Origin of the sequence: Acinetobacter sp. GD03645, assembly GCF_029845285.1 — a bacterium.
Lineage (GTDB): Bacteria > Pseudomonadota > Gammaproteobacteria > Pseudomonadales > Moraxellaceae > Acinetobacter > Acinetobacter corruptisaponis.
This window is the reverse complement of sequence record NZ_JAOCLL010000017.1, coordinates 62806-84739: the sequence shown is the minus strand read 5'-3', so window position 1 is coordinate 84739 and position 21934 is coordinate 62806. Positions and strand designations below refer to the sequence as shown.

18 protein-coding genes and 1 pseudogene are annotated in these 21934 nt (G+C 34.0%); 15 read left to right on the top strand and 4 right to left on the bottom strand.

Features of this window, described 5'->3' with window-relative positions; all coding sequences use genetic code 11:
* Positions 1-312: 312 nt before the first annotated feature.
* The 15 genes and pseudogenes from N5J47_RS13930 (at position 313) to N5J47_RS13860 (ending at position 18825) form a co-directional block, all read left to right on the top strand.
* Positions 313-456, top strand: coding sequence for a zinc ribbon-containing protein (locus N5J47_RS13930; RefSeq protein WP_199949998.1), 144 nt, complete (start codon positions 313-315; stop codon positions 454-456).
* A gap of 125 nt (positions 457-581) precedes the next feature.
* Positions 582-1160, top strand: a pseudogene (locus tag N5J47_RS13925) (DUF4126 domain-containing protein).
* A 154-nt stretch (positions 1161-1314) separates the two neighbouring features.
* The gene (locus N5J47_RS13920; RefSeq protein WP_279960400.1) at positions 1315-2202 is read left to right on the top strand and encodes a DMT family transporter; all 888 of its coding nucleotides are present in this window, start codon (positions 1315-1317) and stop codon (positions 2200-2202) included.
* Positions 2203-2771: 569 nt separating this feature from the next.
* Positions 2772-3221, top strand: a complete 450-nt coding sequence (locus tag N5J47_RS13915) for a hypothetical protein (RefSeq protein WP_279960399.1) — start codon at positions 2772-2774, stop codon at positions 3219-3221.
* 96 nt (positions 3222-3317) lie between these two features.
* A complete protein-coding gene (locus N5J47_RS13910; protein WP_279960398.1) occupies positions 3318-3983 on the top strand; it encodes a pseudouridine synthase in 666 nt (221 codons plus the stop codon).
* Between the two features lie 19 nt (positions 3984-4002).
* Positions 4003-4476, top strand: a complete 474-nt coding sequence (locus N5J47_RS13905) for a GNAT family N-acetyltransferase (RefSeq protein ID WP_279960405.1) — start codon at positions 4003-4005, stop codon at positions 4474-4476.
* A 120-nt stretch (positions 4477-4596) separates the two neighbouring features.
* Positions 4597-4962, top strand: coding sequence for a ribonuclease E inhibitor RraB (locus tag N5J47_RS13900; protein WP_279960397.1), 366 nt, complete (start codon positions 4597-4599; stop codon positions 4960-4962).
* Between the two features lie 310 nt (positions 4963-5272).
* Positions 5273-6097 (top strand): ABC transporter permease, encoded by an 825-nt coding sequence (locus N5J47_RS13895; RefSeq protein WP_279960396.1) that lies wholly within the window; start codon positions 5273-5275, stop codon positions 6095-6097.
* Positions 6094-6765, top strand: a complete 672-nt coding sequence (locus N5J47_RS13890) for an ABC transporter ATP-binding protein (protein ID WP_279960395.1) — start codon at positions 6094-6096, stop codon at positions 6763-6765. The genes N5J47_RS13895 and N5J47_RS13890 overlap by 4 nt, the downstream gene beginning before the upstream one ends.
* The gene (locus tag N5J47_RS13885) at positions 6746-7846 is read left to right on the top strand and encodes a capsule biosynthesis protein (RefSeq protein WP_279960394.1); all 1101 of its coding nucleotides are present in this window, start codon (positions 6746-6748) and stop codon (positions 7844-7846) included. The genes N5J47_RS13890 and N5J47_RS13885 overlap by 20 nt, the downstream gene beginning before the upstream one ends.
* A 4-nt stretch (positions 7847-7850) precedes the next feature.
* Positions 7851-9524, top strand: coding sequence for a polysaccharide export protein (locus tag N5J47_RS13880; protein ID WP_279960393.1), 1674 nt, complete (start codon positions 7851-7853; stop codon positions 9522-9524).
* Between the two features lie 361 nt (positions 9525-9885).
* Complete coding sequence (locus N5J47_RS13875; protein WP_279960392.1) at positions 9886-13173, top strand: HAD family hydrolase; 3288 nt, start codon at positions 9886-9888, stop codon at positions 13171-13173.
* Entirely contained in the window at positions 13164-14480 is a 1317-nt protein-coding gene (locus N5J47_RS13870) for a hypothetical protein (RefSeq protein WP_279960391.1), read from the top strand. Before N5J47_RS13875 ends, N5J47_RS13870 begins: the two co-directional genes overlap by 10 nt.
* 2 nt (positions 14481-14482) lie before the next feature.
* On the top strand, positions 14483-16021 hold the full coding sequence (locus N5J47_RS13865) for an FkbM family methyltransferase (RefSeq protein WP_279960390.1): 1539 nt from the start codon (positions 14483-14485) through the stop codon (positions 16019-16021).
* A 1631-nt stretch (positions 16022-17652) separates the two neighbouring features.
* Positions 17653-18825 carry a glycosyl hydrolase family 28-related protein gene (locus N5J47_RS13860; RefSeq protein WP_279960389.1) on the top strand — a complete coding sequence of 391 codons (1173 nt, stop codon included), beginning with the start codon at positions 17653-17655 and terminating at the stop codon, positions 18823-18825.
* A 46-nt stretch (positions 18826-18871) separates the two neighbouring features.
* On the opposite strand, the gene N5J47_RS13855 is transcribed toward N5J47_RS13860, so the two are convergent.
* The 4 genes from N5J47_RS13855 to N5J47_RS13840 all read right to left on the bottom strand — a co-directional run bounded on the left by N5J47_RS13855 (position 18872) and on the right by N5J47_RS13840 (position 21651).
* A complete protein-coding gene (locus tag N5J47_RS13855; RefSeq protein ID WP_279960388.1) occupies positions 18872-19048 on the bottom strand; it encodes a hypothetical protein in 177 nt (58 codons plus the stop codon).
* A 128-nt stretch (positions 19049-19176) separates the two neighbouring features.
* Positions 19177-20034, bottom strand: a complete 858-nt coding sequence (kdsA, locus tag N5J47_RS13850; protein WP_279960387.1) for a 3-deoxy-8-phosphooctulonate synthase — start codon at positions 20032-20034, stop codon at positions 19177-19179.
* Positions 20035-20131: 97 nt separating this feature from the next.
* Positions 20132-20662: an HAD hydrolase family protein gene (locus N5J47_RS13845; protein ID WP_279960386.1), complete on the bottom strand. Its 531-nt coding sequence runs from the start codon at positions 20660-20662 to the stop codon at positions 20132-20134.
* Entirely contained in the window at positions 20662-21651 is a 990-nt protein-coding gene (locus N5J47_RS13840) for a KpsF/GutQ family sugar-phosphate isomerase (RefSeq protein WP_279960385.1), read from the bottom strand. The genes N5J47_RS13845 and N5J47_RS13840 overlap by 1 nt, the downstream gene beginning before the upstream one ends.
* Positions 21652-21934: the final 283 nt, after the last annotated feature.

The window sequence follows — 21934 nt, the reverse complement described above, 5'->3', positions numbered from 1 at the left end:
CTTTCTCTTTTTCAAGTCTATGGCTTATCCGTGATTCAGGTTAGAGTAATAAAAGATATAATAAGTAAATATACAGATGAATATGACGTTTTTTATAACTGGGGGGATGATGCTGTATAGAATGCCTGACATTCCTATTGAAATGTTTCATATATGATTTGTGCCGTATTTCATGAAATCATTTTTAGAGAGGAATGTATAAGTTCCTCTCTTCACCTTTCAGCCACTACCATTCGTCAGAAAGGTCAATAAATAATCAAGACTATCACGTTATAGTATATGTACCATTTCTAAAATCTATGGAGAACAAAGATGGTAACTGCTGGCGAAAAACCTGGAACAGGCTTCTATTTTTGTATTCAATGCGGACACCGCACCTATTTAGAAATTGGTACTGATCGTCTACCTCCGTGTACCAAATGCCTTGGCAATCAATTCAACAGTAAGAATGCCTAAGCCGCAAACACCAAACAGTTACCCACTGTTTTGATGAAAGCCCTGTCACTCGATAGGGCTTTTTTGTTACTTTAAAATATGAAATAACAAGAAATATGCCTCAAGCAAAAATAAGGAAAATCCAGATGGAAACAATATTAGGACTTTGTATTGGTGTAGGATTAAGTGCAGCCTGTGGTTTTCGTGTCTTTGTTCCCTTGTTGGTGATGAGTATTGCAACTCTCATGGGATGGTATGAACCAGCAAAAGGCTTTGAGTGGTTGGCATTGCCCGCCGTGTGTGCTGCATTTGGCTTTGCCACCCTCTGTGAAATCGCTGCCTACTATGTGCCTTGGGTTGATAATCTTTTGGATACTATCGCCATGCCTGCGGCAGTGGTTGCTGGAACACTGACCACAATGGCAGTCAGTAGCGGGGAAATGTCTCAGTTTGCGACTTGGGCGGCTGCGATTATTGTTGGCGGCGGCACGGCAGGCGTGGTGCAAATGAGTACCGTTGCGGCACGTGGTGTCTCGACTGCAACCACAGGTGGACTGGGTAATTTTGTAATAGCAACAAGTGAGTTGATTGGCTCGGTCTAGTTGTCGATTTTGGCATTTATTATGCCTGTGCTGATTACGGTGTTGGTGATTGTTTTAGTGATTGTGGTCGCACGTTGGATACAGAAAAAAAGACAAAATAATCTTGATCAGTCAGCTTACTAAAGACAAGGAGAGAACATGGGCTTGGTTAGTTTAAAAAACATCATAGGTGAAACATATTTTTAGCGCTCAGTATAATGAATGGATATATTGACCATCGAAAAACAGTTTAAAACAGAGTAAATTACCTCCACTTTTGGATTTTGCGTTTCAGCCTATGGCAATCACCTGGATTCTCTTTACCCTCATGGCCGCTTTCATGCAGGCGTGGCGCAACGCATTTCAAAAACAACTCAGTACCACAGTTGATGTCTATGGAACGACGCTGGCTCGATTTCTATTTTCGCCCATCTTTGCCTTTAGTTATCTGGCGTTTCTCTATCTGCACCAACCTGTCACAGCGCAGGTTCATTTCTCCCATAAATTCTGGTTCTATGTGGTAATTGCAGGCATTAGCCAGATTTATGCCACAGCATTAATGGTCAAATTATTTCAGCAAAAGAACTATGCCATTGGTGTCGGGCTGGCCAAAAGTGAAGCCATTTTGGCGGCTTTAGTCGGTGTTTTGTTTCTACAGGAGCATTTAACAGCCTGGGGCTGGGTGGGAGTATTGATTGGTGCAGTGGCAGTCTTTCTACTAAGTAAAGGTCGTCAACATACTGAACTGTCACTTAAAACCTTAATGATTGGTTTGGGGAGTGGTTTATGTTTTGCCATCACCTCATTACTGGTGCGTGAAGCCAGTCTGGAACTGACCATGTTGCCGTTCCTGCATCGTGCAGGATGGGTACTTTGTAGCCTGATCAGCTTTCAGTGTATTGTACTTTTACTCTACCTAGGGATTTTTAGCCGAAAAACACTTTATAAAATCTGGCAGCGTCTTGGCCTAACCCTGCGCGTGAGCATCTGTAGTTTTCTCGCCTCAGTTGGTTGGTTTAGTGCCATGAGTATGCAAACTGTGGCAATTGTCAAAACCTTGGGACAGGTCGAGATATTATTTAGCCTACTGATTTCAGCATTTTTCTTTAAAGAGAAGCTCGCCAAAACCGATCATTTGGGTTTGTGGCTGGTGATTGTGGCCGCAATTATGGTGATTTGGGCCTAATCTGTTTTTTAATGAAAAAATACACGGCTAAAGCAGGATATATCGGAAGATAAGTGGTAAATCTATACTGTATTTGGAAAATAATTCCAATTATAAAACTGGATATGCAAAATTATTTCATGACTGGCTCAAAATAGTAATTTTTAGGAAAACAATCCCACAGCAATCTGCCTAAACTATGTCTCAAGGGTGTGAAAGGGATCGAAAAGAGCAGCATGCACCGAAGCTTATAAAGCAAGTGTGTACTTACCCAAAAGGTCTCGATTCGGCTTAGAACGCTATAGATCAAAAGTTTATAGGCAGAGGTTATAACTTACAAAGTTATAGGTGTTGAAGTAAACAACATGTTTTCCCTTGATACCCTGAAAAATTTAATGAAATAGAATATGACCAATCAGACTTAAATAATAAAAACCATATCAATAAAATCTAATATAAATGTGAGGTTAATCCGTAAAGCTTTGCTATTTTGAATATAAGTCGATGTTTTTATATTAAAAAACAAAATGATATAATTGGAACAATAGGTAAAACCAAAAGATGATCACAGGAAATAGGTCAGAACAATAATGAATGAGTTTGAGCTTAAAATACGCTATCCACATCATGTCAACCGAAATGAAATCGATCATTTGGGTGCATTTGATTTAGCGACTATTTTAACGAAATTTGACGAAATGGCATGGCGTCAGCAACTTATTCGTCAACTACAGCTCAATGGATCAGATACCAGCTTTATTGTCACTGATGGCTATTCGGGACAAACACTCTCGATTACGCTGGATGCCTTTGCCAAGTCGCAACAGCTTGAATTTAAGCTAGAGAGTGACATTCCCGTAATCATTCCTAAAAAAGATGTATTTGGACTGGTAACACGTAAAACCAAGGATATGGTTTCATTCAGGCAACTGAGTTTGGCACGGGCAAAAGACTACCTGATTGCTTTTCTTAATCGTGAAATTGCGATACTGGAAGAGATGTATAAAGAGAATTTAGCCAAGAGCAGTAAAAATTCCTAATTGTTCTTAAACCATCAAGCTTAAGAACTCTTGCTAAACCCCTTGGCAGAACTATAATCTTTGCCAATTTGCGTTTATTCAGGCTGCCTGTTGCCCATGCCCTTAAATAACGACTTTATCTATACGCCACCGCAGGAACCGCTTGAAATCATTTATGAAGATGAAGATCTGGTGGTAGTCAATAAGCCTGCTGGATTATTGTCGGTAATGGGACGCTTGCCTGAACATCAGGACAGTGCCTATTTGCGGATTTTGGAAAAATTTCCAACAGCTAAAGTCACTCATCGCCTAGATATGGCCACCTCTGGCTTGTTGATATTTGCCAAACACCGCGATGCTGAGGTTGCGGTCAGCAAGATGTTTCAGGCACGTACAGTTAAAAAATATTATGTTGCTTTGGTACAGGGGCAAATTCAGGCTGAGGGCAGTGTTGAAGTTCCCTTGATCACTGACTGGGAAAATCGTCCGCGTCAAATGGTACATTTTGAACTGGGTAAACAGGCCAAAACCCTGTTTCAGCTGATGGAATATGATACGGAAACAGATCAAAGTCGAGTCCGTTTGGAACCTGTTACAGGGCGGTCACATCAACTCCGAGTCCATATGATGCATATTGGTCATCCGATTATGGGAGATAAACTCTACCATCCTGATCCAGCCAGTTTTTATTTAAAACGCATGGCTTTACATGCAGCATATTTGGCATTCCAGCATCCCTTGAAAATGCATGATATTGAACTATATTTAGATGTTGAATTCTAAGCATATGAATACGAAAGAAATATATTCGATCCAGCAAGTAAGATGGATGGTATTACAAAAATCACAACAAGACCAGTTAAAGCTACTTTTACTGGAGGCAGACCCAAGTTGGGAGCAGGTTTCCACTTATCTATCACAGGCAAATATCTTTATTCTCTTGAATCACCAAGACAATATCATTGCCCAACTCTGCCTATTGCAAAATAACGATCGGGCCGAGATTAAGAATCTGGCTGTAGATCAAAAATATCAAAAGCAGGGCTTTGCTAAAGTATTAATTCAGCAGGTTATTGAGAATGCCAAACACCTTAAAATCACAAATTTGTGGGTGAAAACAGGCAACTCCAGTCTTGATCAGTTGGCACTTTACCAGAAATGTGGTTTTCGCATGTTACATATCGAGCGTGATGCCTTTAAAGATTACCCTAAACCACTCTATGAAAATGGGATTCGCTGTCTTGACCAAGTGGTGCTTTATATTGTCTTTGGGTGAGTTATACAGATAGGTAATTTCTTAACTACAATAATTATATTAACGTGTCTAAAAACTGACATAAAAATAGGTTAATCTATAGCCAAATTATCAATTTAAAACATAACAAAGGATACTGATATGACACGTGACTATGACCAATTTCCAGATAACGACAATGGCAATGTACTGTGGCAAATGGTCGAGGATGGGAATGACCTAGGTGAACCACATGAGGTTGAATTCTCGATTGTTTTTGAAAAGCAGGAACAGGCTGAAAAATGTGCCTTGCATCTTTTGCACCAAGAGCAAAAAATTTCACTCTATCAGGAAGAACAACACTCAGATGGTTCAGACCTGTGGGTATTGAACATCCATGTTAATATGATCCCAGAATATGCAGATATTGAAGATTTGGAAGAGTGGATCACACGTATTGCCCAAGAGTTTGATGGTGAATATGATGGTTGGGGGTGTATGAGTTATATTTACGACGAAGATGAGTAAAATTAATTACGTGAATTGTTGTTGAATTAACAAATAAATACATTCTTTTCATTCCCTGCTATAGGGTGGGGAATTGATTTTTAAATTTATAACCCATTGAAATGTAGTTGTTTAAAAAAAATTTGTGATCGGGTATTCTACTATACTAGTTTAATACGTGTTGTATTCGTATCATTTTTTAATAGATGAACTTTCTTGTAATGTGTGATATTGAACATTTTGAAACTTTAAATTATTAAAAAAATACTTTAAGCTTCGCTTGCAAATATTATAAGGCATATTGAACAAAGTATGCGCCTCAGGGGGGAAGATGGATGAGCAATCGACCAGTTTAAGGGCACTACCACGGCTTAAGTCCCGTGGTGGACTAAAGGTGATGTATGCTGCAATTCGTGCACTTTTCTTGCGTGAACTACAAACACGTTTTGGTCAGTACCGTCTTGGCTACTTTTGGATACTCTTAGAACCTGCTCTGCATATTGGGTTTATGCTGATATTGTTTGGAAGTATAAGTTCTCGTACAACGCCTGGCATAGATTATGAAGTTTTTCTGGTCAATGGCATTCTGCCATTTTTTATGTTTAGACAAATTTCGACACAATCTTTAAATGCTATATCAGCGAATAAAGGACTATTTAGTTATAAACCTGTAAAACCAATTGATGCCTTGCTCGCCCGTAGTTTCCTGGAACTTCTATTGCATTTTACAGCCTATCTATTTTTTAGTCTGGTCTTACTTTGGTTTGGATATCACATCAGTATTGATGCTATTCCTCAATTATTGGGATATTGGTTCTTACTCTTTATCTTAACCACCAGTATGGGGCTGATTTTCCTAGTGGTTGGTGATATCTCACCAGAAATTAATAAGTTTATCTCTACATTCTTTTTTATTTTATATTTATTATCAGGCGTTATTTATACAATTCATGTCATTCCAGTCGAATATCAGGGGTATTTGCTTTGGAATCCATTAATACATATTTTTGAATTGATGCGTCATGCTGTTGCTCCGAATTATCCTCTTGTTTCAGGTGTTTCTCTAGGGTATGTCATGATATGGCTCTTGGGGTCATTGCTATTAGGCTTATTACTTTATACCCGATTTGAGCAACGTATGGTGAAGTCAAAATGATAGAACTTCGTGGCTTAACTAAATCCTATGTCACTCCGAAAGGGCGACATTATGTCTTCAAGGATCTAAATGCAATTTTACCTGAAAATAAAAGTATTGCGATTCTTGGGAAAAATGGTGCAGGTAAAAGTACCTTATTAAGAATTATAGGTGGCATAGATTTTGCTGATAGTGGTAAGGTCATTACCAATAAAACCATTTCATGGCCAGTAGCATTGTCTGGTGGTTTTCAAGGAAGTTTAACAGCTCGGCAAAATGTACGTTTTGTTGCAAGGCTCTATCTTAGTAGTGAGGATGAAGTTGATCAGGTGATTGATTTCGTTGAGTCATTTGCAGATATTGGAAAGTATTTCGATATGCCAATCAAGAGCTATTCATCTGGTATGCGCGGGCGAATTGGTTTTGGGCTCAGTATGGCATTTAATTTTGACTATTATTTGCTGGATGAGGCAGGGGCCGTTGGTGATGCCAATTTCAGGAAAAAAAGTCAGGCTTTACTGGATGAATTAAAGCAGAAATCAAACATCATTATGGTATCTCACGATTTAAATGATTTAACGCGGAATTGTGACGTGGCTTTTTTAATGCGTGATGGTCAAGCTGAATATTTTGAAGATGTTGCACAAGCAATAGAGGTATATAAAGCATATGCGGTCAATAACAAATAAAGGCTTGGCAATTAGCTATATTGTCATCGTCATTTTACCTCTATTACTGATTATTGGGTATCTTTGCTTTTTTGCTCAGGAACGCTTTGTATCCCAATCTACTTTGTTGGTTAAACAAGTGGGCGAGGTTTCAGATGTGTCTGCCTCAAGTGGATTAAGTACACTTTTAGGGGTCAGTAATACCAGTAGCGAAGACGCGCATATCTTGACTGCGTATATCAATTCACGAAATATGGTTGAACAGCTTGATAAGAAGTTGAGTTTGCGTAAAGCATTTATTGCACATAATGATCCAGTTTTTGGATTAAACTCAGATGCCTCCGTTGAGGATTTAGTCAAATATTTTAATCAAAGAGTCAAAGTTGACTTGGATGAAAAAACCATGATGATGACCATATCGTCTCAGGGTTTTACTCCAAATTTTGCATTGCTGCTTAATCAGGAAATTTTAAAAAGCAGTGAAACTTTTATTAATGGTTTGTCTCAACAAATCGCTGAAGAACAGCTTAAGTTCGCGGAAAATCAACTCAACGATTCTAAAAAACAATTAGCTGATGCCCGTGATACCTTACTTGAGTATCAAAATAATAATCAAATGTATGATCCACAGGCACAGGCACAGGCCATTGCCACGTTGGTCGCAGGCTTGGAGTCAAATCTGGCCCAACTCCGTACTGAAGAGAGAACCTTATTAAGCTACCTTAATCCAGAAGCACCACAAGTGGTTGCAATACGTAGTCAAATCGAGTCTGTACAAAAACAAGTTAATGACGAAAAAGCGAAATTGACTTCACCGAATACCAGCAAACTCAATAAAAGTGTGGCTGATTTTGAGGCCCTTAAAGCTAATGTTGAGTTTTCGACTGACCTTTATAAACTGTCTTTGGCTTCACTTGAGAAAGCTCGTTTGGAAGCATCACGTAAATTAAAGAAACTGGTTGTGGTTTCGACGCCAGAATTGGCACAAGATGCTCTCTATCCACGTACGTTATATTTGATTGCCACATATTTCCTAGTATTAAATATTTTATTTGGAATCGCCATGTTGATTTATTCAATTATTCGTGAGCATAAGGAGTAATAAAATGAAAAAAATAGTATTAACCAGTATGCTTGCGTTCTATTCAATCAACAGCTTTGCAATAGAGACCAATAGTTTATTACCTCAGGATTTAGCTACTAATATCAACCAACCTGCGGAAAATACCGATAATACAATTTTACCTAGCCAATCTGTTGTCAGTCTTTCACCAAGTAATTCCCAAAAATATTCAACCCCAACAAGAATGTTTGGTGAGCAATTGTTTAAAGGTGCTTTTGCAAGTACGGCAGGTTCAACTTTTAATGACAGTTATGTACTCAACCCTGGCGATAATATTAATCTGCGTTTGTGGGGAGCATATCAGTTTGCAGGAACCTTAACGGTTGACCCTCAAGGCAATATTTTTATTCCAAATGTGGGTCCAGTAAAAGTTGCAGGCACAACCAATGGAGGTTTGCAGTCATTAATTGAACGTTACGTACGTAAAATCTATGTTGCAAACGTTGGAGTATATGCAGCATTGGTACAGTCACAACCTGTCAAGGTGATGGTGACTGGCTTCGTAAATCAGCCAGGTTCCTATGGTGGTGTCGCCAATGACAGTGTATTGGCCTATCTGGATCGGGCTGGCGGTGTAGATGCACAACGTGGAAGTTATGTTGATATTCGAATTATGCGGAATGGTCAACTTAAACAGTATGTGAATTTATATGACTTTTTAATCGCAGGGAAATTACAACCATTTAGTTTTAAGGATGGTGATGTGATTGTAGTTGCACCTCGAAGCCATACTTTCTCTGTAGGAGGGGAAGTCTTTAATGCCTATGATTTTGAGTTTAATATGCCAGAAGTCACTGTTGCACAGGCTTTATCTGTGGCGAAGTTGAAACCTGGGGCTACGAATGTCAGTATCATGCGCCGTCAGGGAAGTGAGTATCGTAGTGAATACTATCCGCTTTCGGCCGCAAATAATGTTGTAATTGAAGACGGTGATGTTCTAACAGTTACTGCTGATCGTTATGCGGGAACAATTCAAGTACGGATTGAAGGTGCACACAATGGGGCGCACGCTGTTGTTTTACCTTATGGTTCCAAGCTCTCTGAAGTATTAAAGCAAATCCAGCCTAATGTTCTTTCTGAAATAAAAGCTTTACAGCTCTTTCGCCCATCGGTCGCAAAGCGACAAAAAGAAATGCTAAATGTTTCTCTAGACAAGCTTGAAGAGGCAACTTTTTCAGTACGCTCCACCACTCAGGAAGAAGCGAATTTAAGGGTTAAAGATGCAGAGCTGGTTAAGCAGTTTATTGCTAAAGCACGTCTGATTGAGCCAAAAGGACAAGTGGTCTTAAATGCCAAAGACTTTGATGATGTTATCTTGGAAAATGGAGATATTTTAAATATTCCTGAAAAAACATCCGTTATTATGGTTCATGGTGAGGTTACATTTCCAAATGGTGTAATTTGGCAACCTGATATGTCAGCCAAGTCTTATATTGAACAGGTGGGCGGTTATACTCAAAAATCTAATAAATCCAAGCTTGTTGTAATTCATCAAAATGGCGAGTCTGAGTTAGTCAGTAGCCGTTATAGAATTCAGCGAGGAGATGAAATTTTGGTTTTACCTAAAGTACAAACCAAGGGTGTTGAGTTAACACGTGGAATCACACAGATTCTCTATCAGATTGCGATAGCAGCTAAAGTTGCGTTGGATTTGTAAGACGAAATTTAATATGGATAAAAAGTAGATATGATATATCTACTTTTTTAAAGAGATATGTTCAATTAATTTATGAAAAACTAAGGTTAAAGTTTTAAATGTGCATATTGAACATTAATATTATAGAGCTGAATAAAGAATTTTGTCAATAAATTTTGGACAAAATTTACTCTGTTTCATTTGGAAAATCTAAATGAAAATCAACATGTTGGTTAGGTGGGTTAAAGATGGATATATTGGTGAGATCAAAAGCTCAAACTAACGTAGTCGAGCTGACAGTAGGAATACATAGACTCCCTATCGAATTGTGATAGCGGCTAAAGTTACATTAGATTTGTAAAAAGGTTATAGGTTTATTTATATGAAAGTTTATATCTCCTCAGATTTCTTAATGACTAAAGAAAAAGAGCAATTTAATAATCTACGTTGGTTTTGGGATCTTTTAAGAAGACCTATATCACAAGTTTTAAATGAACAGCCAATTAAGTTTATAAGTTCATTAACTAAAGAAGATTATTTTAGTAGAATTAAATTCTTTGATAAGTCCAATATTCAGTTAGATGTAAATGAGTTGCAATTTTATTTTGATTCTAAAAAAATTTCTAGTGATTCAATAGGTTATCTTAAGGATTTTCTTGGTGAGGGTAATTTAATAGTAGGTTATGAATTATCTGAACAAACAAGAAGAATACTTACTCAAGCAAATATAATTTATATAGATATATGGTTGCATCCAATCAGATTTATGGATGATATTTTATTTGGTTTTTCGAGTAATAATACTGAAATTTTCGAGAAATTGAAAGAATATAATTTAGATAGTAATTTATATGGTTTATATGCTGATAGATTAAAAATTCAAACTTATAAAGGTTTTAAAAGGAATGAGCTAAATATTGCACCAAATTCAGCATTATTTGTTGGTCAAACTTTATTGGACAAAGCAATATGTAAGAATGGCAAAATGTTAACAGTTTTAGATTTCAAAGATGAGTTTGAAACTGCTGGTAAACTATATAGTAAAATTTATTATTCGCGTCATCCATATGTAAAATCTGGAGATGAAGACATTATTAAATATTTGAAAAGTTTACCATTTGTAGAGATCGTTGATTGGCCAATTTATAATATGCTTGCTTCAGATAATTTACGTTATGTATTTTCGGTATCAAGTTCAGTTGTACATGAAGCTAAAGCATTTAACAAAAAAACAAAATTTTTATTCAAGCCAATTTTTCACTTAAATGCTGAATATTCGATAAATAACTATATTTCTGTTTATCAAGAGTTTATTTCGCCTCATTTTTGGTCAAATGTTCTTAATCCCGTTGTTCAAACTAAAGAAGCTCCTAAACTTGCTTATCTTGATGGGAAAGACAAGCTTAGAGATATGCTCGCATTTTATTGGAGTTATGGAACAATAGATAAAGTAGAAATGATAAGAAAGCAGTTGAATGCTGTAGATAATATTGTTCAAAAGATTCGTAACGGTAAAGAGACTTTATTGGAAAATAAAGTTAAAAAGAAAATTCAGATTGAACGAATAGATGAAAAAAATGTTAAAAATAAATTAGTTGATCAAATTAAGAAGCACGATATTATTAGTTTTGATATATTTGATACTCTTCTTGTGAGGCCATTTGCTAAGCCAGATGATATGTTTATTTATATGCAGCCAGAAGTTGATAAAATATCAAGTAATTTATCTGACTTTCGTAAAATTAGACTTGAAGCTAAAAAATTTGTTCATCCAGAAGAGCATATTGGTGAAGAAGTGCCTTTATTTGCGCGATATGTGGCTTTAGGACGTAATTATGATTTATCTAATGAGCAAGTAATAGCACTCTATAATTTAGAATTAGAAACAGAAAAAAAGATTTTAAGACCTAGGAAAATAGCTGTAGATTTATTTAATGAGGCTAAAAGATTAGGTAAAAAAGTAATTATTACTTCAGATACCTTCTTTGAAAAAGCATTTATTGAACAAGTTTTATCTATGAATGGTATAAAAGGATATGACCTCTTATTTGTATCTTCACAACATGGACTTCTAAAAGCTACTGGTAATGTATATCCTTATTTATTAAAAAAACTAAATTCAAAACCATCTAAAATTTTACATATAGGCGATAACCATGCTGTCGATATCGTCAATGCTAATAAATATGAAATTTCAACATTACATTTAGATTCAACAGTTAAAAATTTTGAAAAAAAATCTTTATTAGGGAAGCAAATTAAACATAATTCAGTGCTTATAAGATCTATTTTTCAGGGACTTATTGCTAATAAAATTAGTGATAATCCTTTAACTTTACAGAGTCCGAGTTATGTAAATGGTAATTTTTATAATTTTGGTTATGCTTTCTTTGGGCCTATACTTTTAGGTTTTTCAAAATGGCTTATTGAAACAAGTAAAAAAGATAATATAGATCACCTTTATTTTTTATCTAGGGATGGAGATATAGTAAATAAAGCTTGTGATTTATTTAAAGAATATATTGACGATCTACCTACTTTTTCATATTTATATGGATCTAGACGAGGTGTTAATATTCCTGCAATTACCTCTAAAGAGCATATTATTGATCTTCTGGATGTGAATTTTACACCAATGCCTATAGGTTTATTGCTCGAGCAAAGATTTGGTATTAAAGGAAATATTATTAATAACGAAATTTACCAAAAATATGGATTCAAAGATAATATTAAACATCGTGTGCGATTCAAAGAAGATAATAAAATTCTTAAGGAGTTTATATCTGAAATTTCTGATTTAATTTTAGATAGTGCTAAGGTTGAAAGAGAAATTTTAGTTAAATATTATAATGATCAAGGATTGTTTAAAGCAGAAACAAAGAAAGCAATTGTAGATATTGGTCATAATGGAACCATGCAAAAATCAATTATGAATTTATGTAATAATTCTAATAATTTGATAAATGGTTATTATTTTGTTACCTATGATGGTATTAAAGATTTATCAAAAAATAATATATGGGGTAAGGGCTATTTAGCAGAAATGCTTAATCATAAAAATACAGATCATCCGTATGTACGTTTTATATTAATGTTTGAAATGTTATTTCTTAATGACCAAGGCTCATTTGTGAAGATGAGCTATGATGGAAAAAATTATATCCCTATAAAGTTACCACTTATAGGTGAAGAAAATAGAATAGAAATGATTAGGGAAATTCATAAAGGTAGTTTAGATTTTTTACGTGATGTATTAAATTTATTAGGGTCTAAGATTATAGAGTATGACTTTAATGGAATGGAATTAATAAATCCTTATATTCAATTTCTTAAAGAACCAGCAATTATTGATGTAGAAATATTTAAAGGAGTTTTATTTGAAAACTATTACAGTGGTCGTTCTCATAGAGCAGTTGTGGAAAATATTTTAGGTGAATCACCAATCTGGAAAGAAGGAGCTGATTTATTAAGTTTGTGTGCTCCATCAGATTCTAGTTCAGATAAATATACGGTAAGAATGTTAGAAATGGTTGCTGAAAAAGCTAATGAAATGGGCTTATTAAGCGCATCAAAATTGGAAAAATTGCATCGGAATCCAAAAGCATTTTTTGAAGATAGTTCATCGATCGCTGCGCGTTTGGTTGGGAAAGGACTTAAAAAATGGTTATGAATAATGAAATTTTTCAAGATCTTCAGAGTAAATATGGTTTACAATATTCTGATAAAAACTTTTCTGGAGAGGGATTTGTAGAAGAGTGTGCTGTTATCAGAGGAAAATTAAATGGTAGATTTTATTTAGGGGCTTATTCACAAATAGATTTTAGTGCTATATGTAATAATGCGTATATTGGTAGATTTACCATAATAGAGAGAAATTGTTATATAGGTAGAAAAAAGTATAGAAGTGCTTTGAGTAATCATCCTTTTATTTATGGAGACACAATCAATAATAATTTTAAAGATAGTTACTACTCACTGATTAAGACTAATAGATTCTTTTATGAAAAAGATAAAATTTCTTTTATTGGTAGTGATGTTGTAGTAGGGCAGAATTCTGTAATTACTGAAGGTGTGGTTATTGGTGATGGGGCGATTATATATCCAAATAGTTATGTTGATGAAGATGTTCCACCTTATTCAATAGTTGCTGGTTCGCCAGCAACTATTATTGGTTTTAGATTTGAAGAAGATATAATTGAACAACTCTTAATTAAAAAATGGTGGAAGTATGATTTTTCTCAGATAATAAAAAATTTTAAAGGTATTATTAATTATATAAATAATAATGAACTAATTGAGAAAGTTATTTCTGAGGATTTAAAAAATTTATCTAAAAATAAATTTTATTTGAATACTATAAGGGGAGATTATTGTTTAAATAAAATTAATACGTGTGTTGTAGGGCCATCTCATATTCAAATATGGCATAAAAAATGGCTTGAGAGTAAACTTGATGTTGATGATTTTTATTTGTTACCTATACCTGCTATGTCGTTAATGAGTAATCAATCTGAGAATTTAATTAAATGGTGGGTTGATTGGTTTGATAATGTGATTTTATTTGTACCAGATTTTCGTATTGGTAATGTGACTACTTTTTCTAATATTCATGATGGTAGGTTTATTGAGCCAGAAAGTATATCTAATGAAAATGATATAGAGTCATTTAGAATTGGTTTAAATAGACTTGATCAATACCAGCTATTAAAGAAAGTTAAATTTATTTTCTGGTGTCTTTATGGTAGAGAATCCTTAAATAAGTTAGATAATAAATTTATTAATGGTAATGGTGCTTATTCGCATCCAATTTGGAATTATACAGATTTAGTCAAAAGATATCAGAGTGTAACTATTGATGTATCAACAGATTTTTTAAATATTGAAAAATTTATTGTTGATAAAAGTATTCATCCTACTGATGAATGCTATAGAAAACTTAATACTATTATAAGTTCTTATGTTTCACGGGATATTTAATTATGGATAGAAATTTACTGCTGAATTATAATATTGAAATTTCACGTAAATCTTTTTTTCCTTCAATTGTTAATGGATCAAAAGGATTTGTAATTGAGAGTAACGTACAAATTAATAACGGTCTTTTTGATATTGAATTTATTGGTGGGTTTTCTAAAATTGGTGGTGGTAATTCATTAATTACACATACTAAGAGTATTGGTCGTTTTACTACTATTGAAAGAAATGTCAATATTGGTATGGTTGTTGCGCCAGAAAATTTTATTACTTCAAGTTTTCATTTTAGAAATGAGAGCACACTTGAAAAATTAGAAAATAAATTTTTTGAAAATAATGTTGATAATATTTTAGATGCTCAGAAGCAATTTTTCTCTTCAGTGAGTAATGATAAAATTGTAATAGGGCATGATGTTTTTATTGGTTGTGGCACTATCGTTCATCGTGGAGTTTCCATAGGTCATGGTTCTATTATTAGGGCTAATTCTGTTCTTTATGACAATGTTCCACCTTATGCAATTGTTGAAGGAAATCCTGGGAAAATAATTGGTTTTCGTTTCTCTCCTGAGGTTATAAGTAAAATTCTAGATTTAAGGTGGTGGGCTTATGATATTTTTGTATTAGATAATGTTAAGTTTGATAATGTGTATCAAGCAATAGATCAAATTTATTATAATATAAGAAATGGTGAAAAAGTTAACTTTTTAAATAACTACTTGGTTTCATCTAAAGAAATTCGTAATGTCGATTTTTTAAATATTGAACTATTAACTGATAATAAGTTTTTGCCAGTATATGTTAAGGTTGCTGAGATTGACATTACACTTGATTTTAATAATTTACATGAAAGAAATTATTTCTTTTCTGAAAATAATAAGCGGTATGGTATAGATGCATTAATCGCAAAAGAATTTATTAAGATTGGTGATGTTGTTTTAGATGCTGGTGCTAATATTGGCTATACTGCTTTACATTATTTATTAAATGGAGCTGATAGAGTCTATGCATTTGAACCCGTAGTAGAACACTACAATCGACTGATAGAGCTTAAAACAGAAAAGATTTTAAAATATAATTTAGCTTTAGGAAATGAAAATACTATATCTGAGATATTTTTATCTACTACTCATAGACAGGGGAGTACATTAAAAAAGGAAATGATTGAGCATTTTCCTAAGGTTTTTGGTCAGAAGCCTAAAACTCAGCTAGTGGAGGTAGTACAGCTTGATAAGATGTTTTTAGATGCACATTTTAATTTTATGAAAATTGATGTTGAAGGTTCTGAAGTTGATTTTCTTGAAGGTGCGATATCACATCTGGCGTTTGAAAAATTACATACTTTACAAATTGAACTCTATCCTGAATATTTTGATAAAGCACATCGTATTCTTTTGAATTTTTTTACTTTTGTATATCGGGTTGGTATTGATTATCTAGAAAATAAATTAATTTTTTTAAGTGTTGATAAAAATATTAATAATTATGATAAATCTTTTCAACCGCCAATGTATATTTATACAAAATCAGAAATTAAAAAAAATTAATAAATATCAAGCTAAATATTGCAAAATTGCTTTGCTAATTTTTTAATTATAAACTAACCCAATTCTAAAATAATTTTGATATACACACCTTATTTTTCTCAAATATAATACTATTCTTTCAATAGGTGAATTCAATAAAGAAGCGCAACACATTTGTAAATGGTTAAGAACGAACGTTGGAGTGGATTAATTACATTCTGATTTTTTCAACTCGCAGTGGCAAAGTATACAATGAAGCAATATGCCCAATTTTTCAAGAAGAAATATACGAAATTTATGCAGTATTGAAAGTTAAAACTTCACAGCCTGACTCACTAAAATCTTTAAATGTTCAAGTTCAACTATTTCACGAGAAATCAGGTATAATCAAGGGCAATGAAGCTATCGGGCAAAGCTGGCACATGAGTTTTTAACATAGTAGTATTATCGTAGACGCCGTCTTTCATAGACTTTGTCTTTTATCTCATTCGAAAAATTGGTCACCTGAGCAGATTGCAAAGGCCTTAACTGAACGAAGTTAACCAGCCCCCTCACGAATAGATCATTGCTATGTTTATCATTTATTAGGATAAAGACAAAGGCGAGGATTTGCATAAATCATTACGTCATAAAAAACCTATCTTAAACATGGGGCTAAGAATCTTGATAGGCTCAAAAGCTCGTGAATAGAAAAAGTATTCATTGCCGAGATGCCATCATTGAGTAAAGACAACAAGTAAGCAATTTTGAGCGTGATACTGTGATTGATAATATCATAGGAAGCTGTTTTAACTCTAGTTGTCTAGTTGTCTAGTTGTCTAGTTGTCTAGTTGTCTAGTTGTCTAGTTTTTATATATCCAAATTGTGTATATCTTGCGCAATGAACCTTATCCGAAACGATAGATCATTGTACAGGGCGATTAAAGATTAGCCATGTCTATGGTTACTTATTTTGCTGATGTCCTACCGTTCAAATCAATGGGCGAAGAATGAGAATACAAATTTTTAATTCATCAGTATCTGCCAGAATCATCATTGTTCAAAGAGTATATTAGGTAAGGAAAAATTCGAAAAATTGAAGATGTTTTAAATCATTGCCCTAGAAATTCTTTGGACTAGCGAGCTCGTGGCTAAGTGATAACAGGTTTGTATACTGTTACACTTGCTGTTTGAATTCTCTATACAAAAAAATCATTGAAAGAGTATATTCTCTGAAGTGTTATTGTTACATGATGTAAATGGTATAGATAGAATGTATATAAATATTTTCCACTGTTATAGATAAGGGAATTAGGAGGTTAACATACTTAACTTGATATCTATTTTCTTTATCATATAAGTGCTGTAATAAATTACATTTAATTATTACTAGAATACTACAGGTTTTAATATAAAACAACTAATTTTGACTCAGAGTAAAGAGATAATCTCTTGAAAGATTGTAGATAGTTTTTCTATTTCTTTTATAAAGGATCTCGCGATTTCGGACTTGATATGAAATGTTTTTTAATGTAGTTTTTTGATAAAACACTTAGTGTTAGGTGTAGATTTTAAGTTTGAGCTGGTGAAATTTTTAAAATTATTGCACTTGGTAGGAAATTTGATTTTCTGTGTTTATTATATTTCAATAGATTTTGCTATGGTTGGAAAAAATGAAAAATTTTATCTGTATATTTTTTATATATCTTTTTTGTTTGATAAATATAGCACATGCTCAGGCTTCTAATGAAATTCCTATTTCAAGTGCTTTGATCAACAATAAACTTCAAAATGAAAAGAAATTTGTTTTTCCATCAGGTGTTTTTGTAGTAGATGGAACTGTAATTATACCTGATGGTTCTATATTGATAGGTGCAGGTAAGGGGATTACTACTGTTAAATTAAAAGCAGGTGTTAATAAGGATTTAATACAAAGTCAAAATTTTAATAAATTTAAAGGTTCATCTTTAATAACACAAGCACCTAAAAATATAATAATCAAAAATATTAGCTTGGATGGAAACTATTTAAATGACAAATGGAACTCAGGAAAAGCAAAAATTCTTAATAGTAAGGGGAATTGTATATCTCTTTATGCTTCTAGATTTGATATAGATATTGAAACAAACAACTGTGCGCAAAATATGCTATATGTGGAGGCTAATGGTAATCGTAATGGTTTAGAAGTTGATAGTAATATAAAAATATCTGGAAAAGTTTCAGGTGAAAGTTGCATTATTTTTAATGGGCCTGGTGATATTTTACTTGAAAAAGGTGTGGTCGGTAATTGTGGCATGAAGCCAAAGAATATTACAAATAATTATGCTGGGTATGATGGAGTAATAATAAAACAAAATATTGAAATAAATTTTCTACATGTTTATGGTGTTTTTAACGGTGTAGGGTTCACAACAGTTGGTAAACCTCGGGTTAAGATTTCGCATTTGGTATCTGAAAGTAATAGGGGGGGGGTGCTCATAAGCCAAGGTACTTGGGGGGGGATTGATATGTTAGATGTTCATGCTAATGGATATTGTATACCAACTGCGGCAAGTGATTGTAAGAATACTAAACCTTTAGATGCTGTGCGAATTGATAGCTTTAATGGGTTTTCTATTAATCAAGCTTTTGTAATACGTATGCCAAATTCTGCTAAAAATAATCTTCTGTTAAAGTTAAATGGGAGTGGAAGTTTAGTTAAACTTATTATATTAAATAAGACTAAAAATGAGCAGATATTACCTTATATTATATTAAATGGGAAAAATAATAAATTATTTTTAGGAGGAGATGACATTGATAAATCCAAGATAATTAATAATGGGGTAAATAATAAAATATATTAAAAAATACACGGTTTAGAAAGTAATTTTTAAACCGTGCTTAATAGAATTAAAGTTGCTCAATTAATTCGGAAATTTTATTTTTGACTTGATTTCTAATATTTTCTGATTTTTCAAATGTTGGAGATGAACTGATTCTCGCTAAAACCTCTAATTTAGCAATTAAAAGCTTATTCTTCTCAATTTCAATATCAGAGGATTTTGAGTTTTGATGGTTAGGTCGCATAGTTAATAGCCTTTTAATTAATATTAAGAAAACATTACTTTTAATGATAAAACATAAAAGTATTGATGATTCAATAGTACTTATATATTATAACATATAATACATTTTATGAACCATTGATGATTAAGTTAGTATGTATCTAATTTATTAAATCCTTTAACCAAGGTATCCAATTCTTTTAATTGCGCCAAGAATGGCTCAAGCTGTGATAAACGCAAGGCACATGGTCCATCGCATTTTGCATGTTCAGGGTCTGGATGTGCTTCAAGAAATAATCCTGCCAAGCCCGTTGCCATACCTGAACGCGCCAAAGTCGTGATTTGGGCACGGCGACCACCAGCGGAATCAGCACGTCCACCTGGTGTTTGTAAAGCGTGGGTCACATCAAAGAATACGGGCACATTCATTTCTTTCATGATGTCAAAGCCCAGCATATCGACAACAAGGTTGTTATAGCCAAATGCTGAACCACGTTCACAAAGGATAAGTTTATCGTTCCCCGCTTCCAGGCACTTATGCAGGATATGGCGCATTTCATGCGGTGCAAGGAACTGTGCTTTTTTGATATTGATAATGGCTTGGGTTTTTGCCATTGCCTCAACAAGGTCAGTCTGGCGACTGAGGAATGCGGGAAGCTGAATAATGTCGGCAACTTCGGCAACAGGTGCTGCCTGATACGGTTCATGCACATCAGTAATGATTGGGACATTAAACTGTTTTTTAATCTCTCCCAGCCATTCGATGCCTTTTTCCAGGCCAGGCCCACGAAACGAGTTCAGGCTGGAACGGTTGGCTTTGTCAAAACTCGCCTTAAACACATAAGGAATGTTTAATCGTTTACAGATATCAATATAAGTTTCAGCAATCTCAAACGCTAAATCTTTTGACTCAAGTACATTCATTCCGCCAAATAATACAAATGGCAAATGATTTGCCATTTGTATATCGCCTAAACTTACAACTTCTTGGGGCTTCAAATGCGGCATATTTTTCCCTATATAGTACAAAAAGATTATGAAAATTAAATGTATACAGTTAAATTTAGATCAAAAAGGTTTTGAAATGATCATTAACACTACTTTTTTAATCCAAAAACTCGTTTAAAAAGTTTTCGTAAACTCCTTTGGATTTTAAAATAATATCACAAATTTCTCTTACAGCCCCCCGTCCGCCAAATGCCTGAGTAATAAGATCTGCCCGATTGCGGACTTCTTCGTGTCCGTTGGGAACGGTGACTCTAACACCAGCTATCTTAAAAGCTGAAAGATCTGGCCAGTCATCTCCCATATAAAGACAGCTTTCAGGAAGTATATTTAATATCTTACATGCTTCAGATAAAGCACGGCCTTTATCCTCTCTTCCCTGATAAACAAGGTCGACCCCCAGATCAGACATGCGTTTCTCAACGATATGGCTTTGGCGTCCTGTAATAATGATCACTTTGAGTCCAGCTTTCTGAACAAGTTTCATACCTAGGCCATCACGAATATCAAATGACTTTATTTCATCCCCATTATTAGTAAATGTAACAAACCCATCACTTAAAATACCATCTACATCAAAGACCAGTGCCTGAATATCTTGAGCTTTTGTCGTAAAAGAGAGTAAACCCATTATGCAATACCTGCTTGCATTAAAAGATGCATATCTAAAATCCCGATGACTTGATTACAGTCATTGGTAATAATACAGTGATTTATTTTTTTACTTTGTAATTGCTCTAATGCATCAACAGCGCGAGCATCTTTAAGAATTGTAAGAGGTGATTTAGACATTAAATCTGAAATAGGTGTCGAGATATCAAAGGTTGGATTTTTTTCAATTAATCTTCTAAGGTCACCATCAGTGAAAACACCTAATAAAATATTATTTTGGTCTACAATTGTTGTCAAACCTAAACGTTTGGTATTAATCTCAAAAAGAGCATCACCTAAAGAGCTGTCAGAAAAAACTTTGGGAATATTATTTTCTTTTGCCATCAAGTTTTCCACTTTTAAAAGTAGTCGTTTTCCTAAAGCGCCAGCTGGATGAGATCGCGCAAAGTCATCAGAAGTAAAACCACGTGCCTCAAGTAAGGCTACAGCTAATGCATCACCCAGAGCTAATGTGGCTGTTGTGCTAGATGTGGGTGCTAAGCCGAGAGGGCAAGCTTCTTTTAGACCACCTAAAGTAAGGGCTACATCTGCATATTTGGGCATAGTGCCCAGATTATTTCCTGTAATTGTAATCAATGGGACTTTTAAATGTTTAATTAAAGGCATTAGCATCATTATTTCATCACTTTTGCCAGAATTTGATATGGCAATTAATATATCACCAGCAACTAACATGCCAAGATCACCATGACCTGCTTCACCTGGATGCATAAAAAATGAGGGTGTACCTGTGGAAGCAAAGGTTGCTGCCATTTTTCGACCAATATGCCCTGATTTACCTACCCCTGTAATCACCAGTCTGCCTTGGCAATTTAGAATTAAAGCACATGCTTTGATGAAACGATCATCTATTTGTGTTGCAAGATGAGCTAGACCTTGCTTTTCGATTTCTAAAGTTCTTAAAGCACTTTCTTTAAAATCAACCATATATTTGCTTGATTTATTCATTTGACTACCCTCTAAAGACTACTTATTCAAATTTTATAAGTAAAAATAGCTAAAAAGACAATGTATAGATTCTAAGAAAAATAATCCATGTTGGCAAAGATACAATAAATATAAACAAAATAAATTGGTTTACGTTTTAATTTCAATCCTAAACCATGTTTTTTTAGCTCTAAATTCTTAACAATATTATTAGGCACATTATAATGAGTTGGAATGGTGCAGCTTCTCTAGTGGTATAATTCTAAGTGTAATTTAAAAATGTAAGTATTTAAATTATTGATTT

Excerpts from the sequence above, each read along its gene's own strand:
- N5J47_RS13930 (WP_199949998.1), top strand. The coding sequence starts at position 313 with ATGGTAACTGCTGGCGAAAAACCTGGAACAGGCTTCTATTTTTGTATT.
- N5J47_RS13920 (WP_279960400.1), top strand. The coding sequence starts at position 1,315 with ATGGCAATCACCTGGATTCTCTTTACCCTCATGGCCGCTTTCATGCAG.
- N5J47_RS13915 (WP_279960399.1), top strand. The coding sequence starts at position 2,772 with ATGAATGAGTTTGAGCTTAAAATACGCTATCCACATCATGTCAACCGA.
- N5J47_RS13910 (WP_279960398.1), top strand. The coding sequence starts at position 3,318 with ATGCCCTTAAATAACGACTTTATCTATACGCCACCGCAGGAACCGCTT.
- N5J47_RS13900 (WP_279960397.1), top strand. The coding sequence starts at position 4,597 with ATGACACGTGACTATGACCAATTTCCAGATAACGACAATGGCAATGTA.
- N5J47_RS13895 (WP_279960396.1), top strand. The coding sequence starts at position 5,273 with ATGGATGAGCAATCGACCAGTTTAAGGGCACTACCACGGCTTAAGTCC.
- N5J47_RS13890 (WP_279960395.1), top strand. The coding sequence starts at position 6,094 with ATGATAGAACTTCGTGGCTTAACTAAATCCTATGTCACTCCGAAAGGG.
- N5J47_RS13885 (WP_279960394.1), top strand. The coding sequence starts at position 6,746 with ATGCGGTCAATAACAAATAAAGGCTTGGCAATTAGCTATATTGTCATC.
- N5J47_RS13880 (WP_279960393.1), top strand. The coding sequence starts at position 7,851 with ATGAAAAAAATAGTATTAACCAGTATGCTTGCGTTCTATTCAATCAAC.
- N5J47_RS13875 (WP_279960392.1), top strand. The coding sequence starts at position 9,886 with ATGAAAGTTTATATCTCCTCAGATTTCTTAATGACTAAAGAAAAAGAG.
- N5J47_RS13870 (WP_279960391.1), top strand. The coding sequence starts at position 13,164 with ATGGTTATGAATAATGAAATTTTTCAAGATCTTCAGAGTAAATATGGT.
- N5J47_RS13865 (WP_279960390.1), top strand. The coding sequence starts at position 14,483 with ATGGATAGAAATTTACTGCTGAATTATAATATTGAAATTTCACGTAAA.
- N5J47_RS13860 (WP_279960389.1), top strand. The coding sequence starts at position 17,653 with ATGAAAAATTTTATCTGTATATTTTTTATATATCTTTTTTGTTTGATA.
- N5J47_RS13855 (WP_279960388.1), bottom strand. The coding sequence starts at position 19,048 with ATGCGACCTAACCATCAAAACTCAAAATCCTCTGATATTGAAATTGAG.
- kdsA (WP_279960387.1), bottom strand. The coding sequence starts at position 20,034 with ATGCCGCATTTGAAGCCCCAAGAAGTTGTAAGTTTAGGCGATATACAA.
- N5J47_RS13845 (WP_279960386.1), bottom strand. The coding sequence starts at position 20,662 with ATGGGTTTACTCTCTTTTACGACAAAAGCTCAAGATATTCAGGCACTG.
- N5J47_RS13840 (WP_279960385.1), bottom strand. The coding sequence starts at position 21,651 with ATGAATAAATCAAGCAAATATATGGTTGATTTTAAAGAAAGTGCTTTA.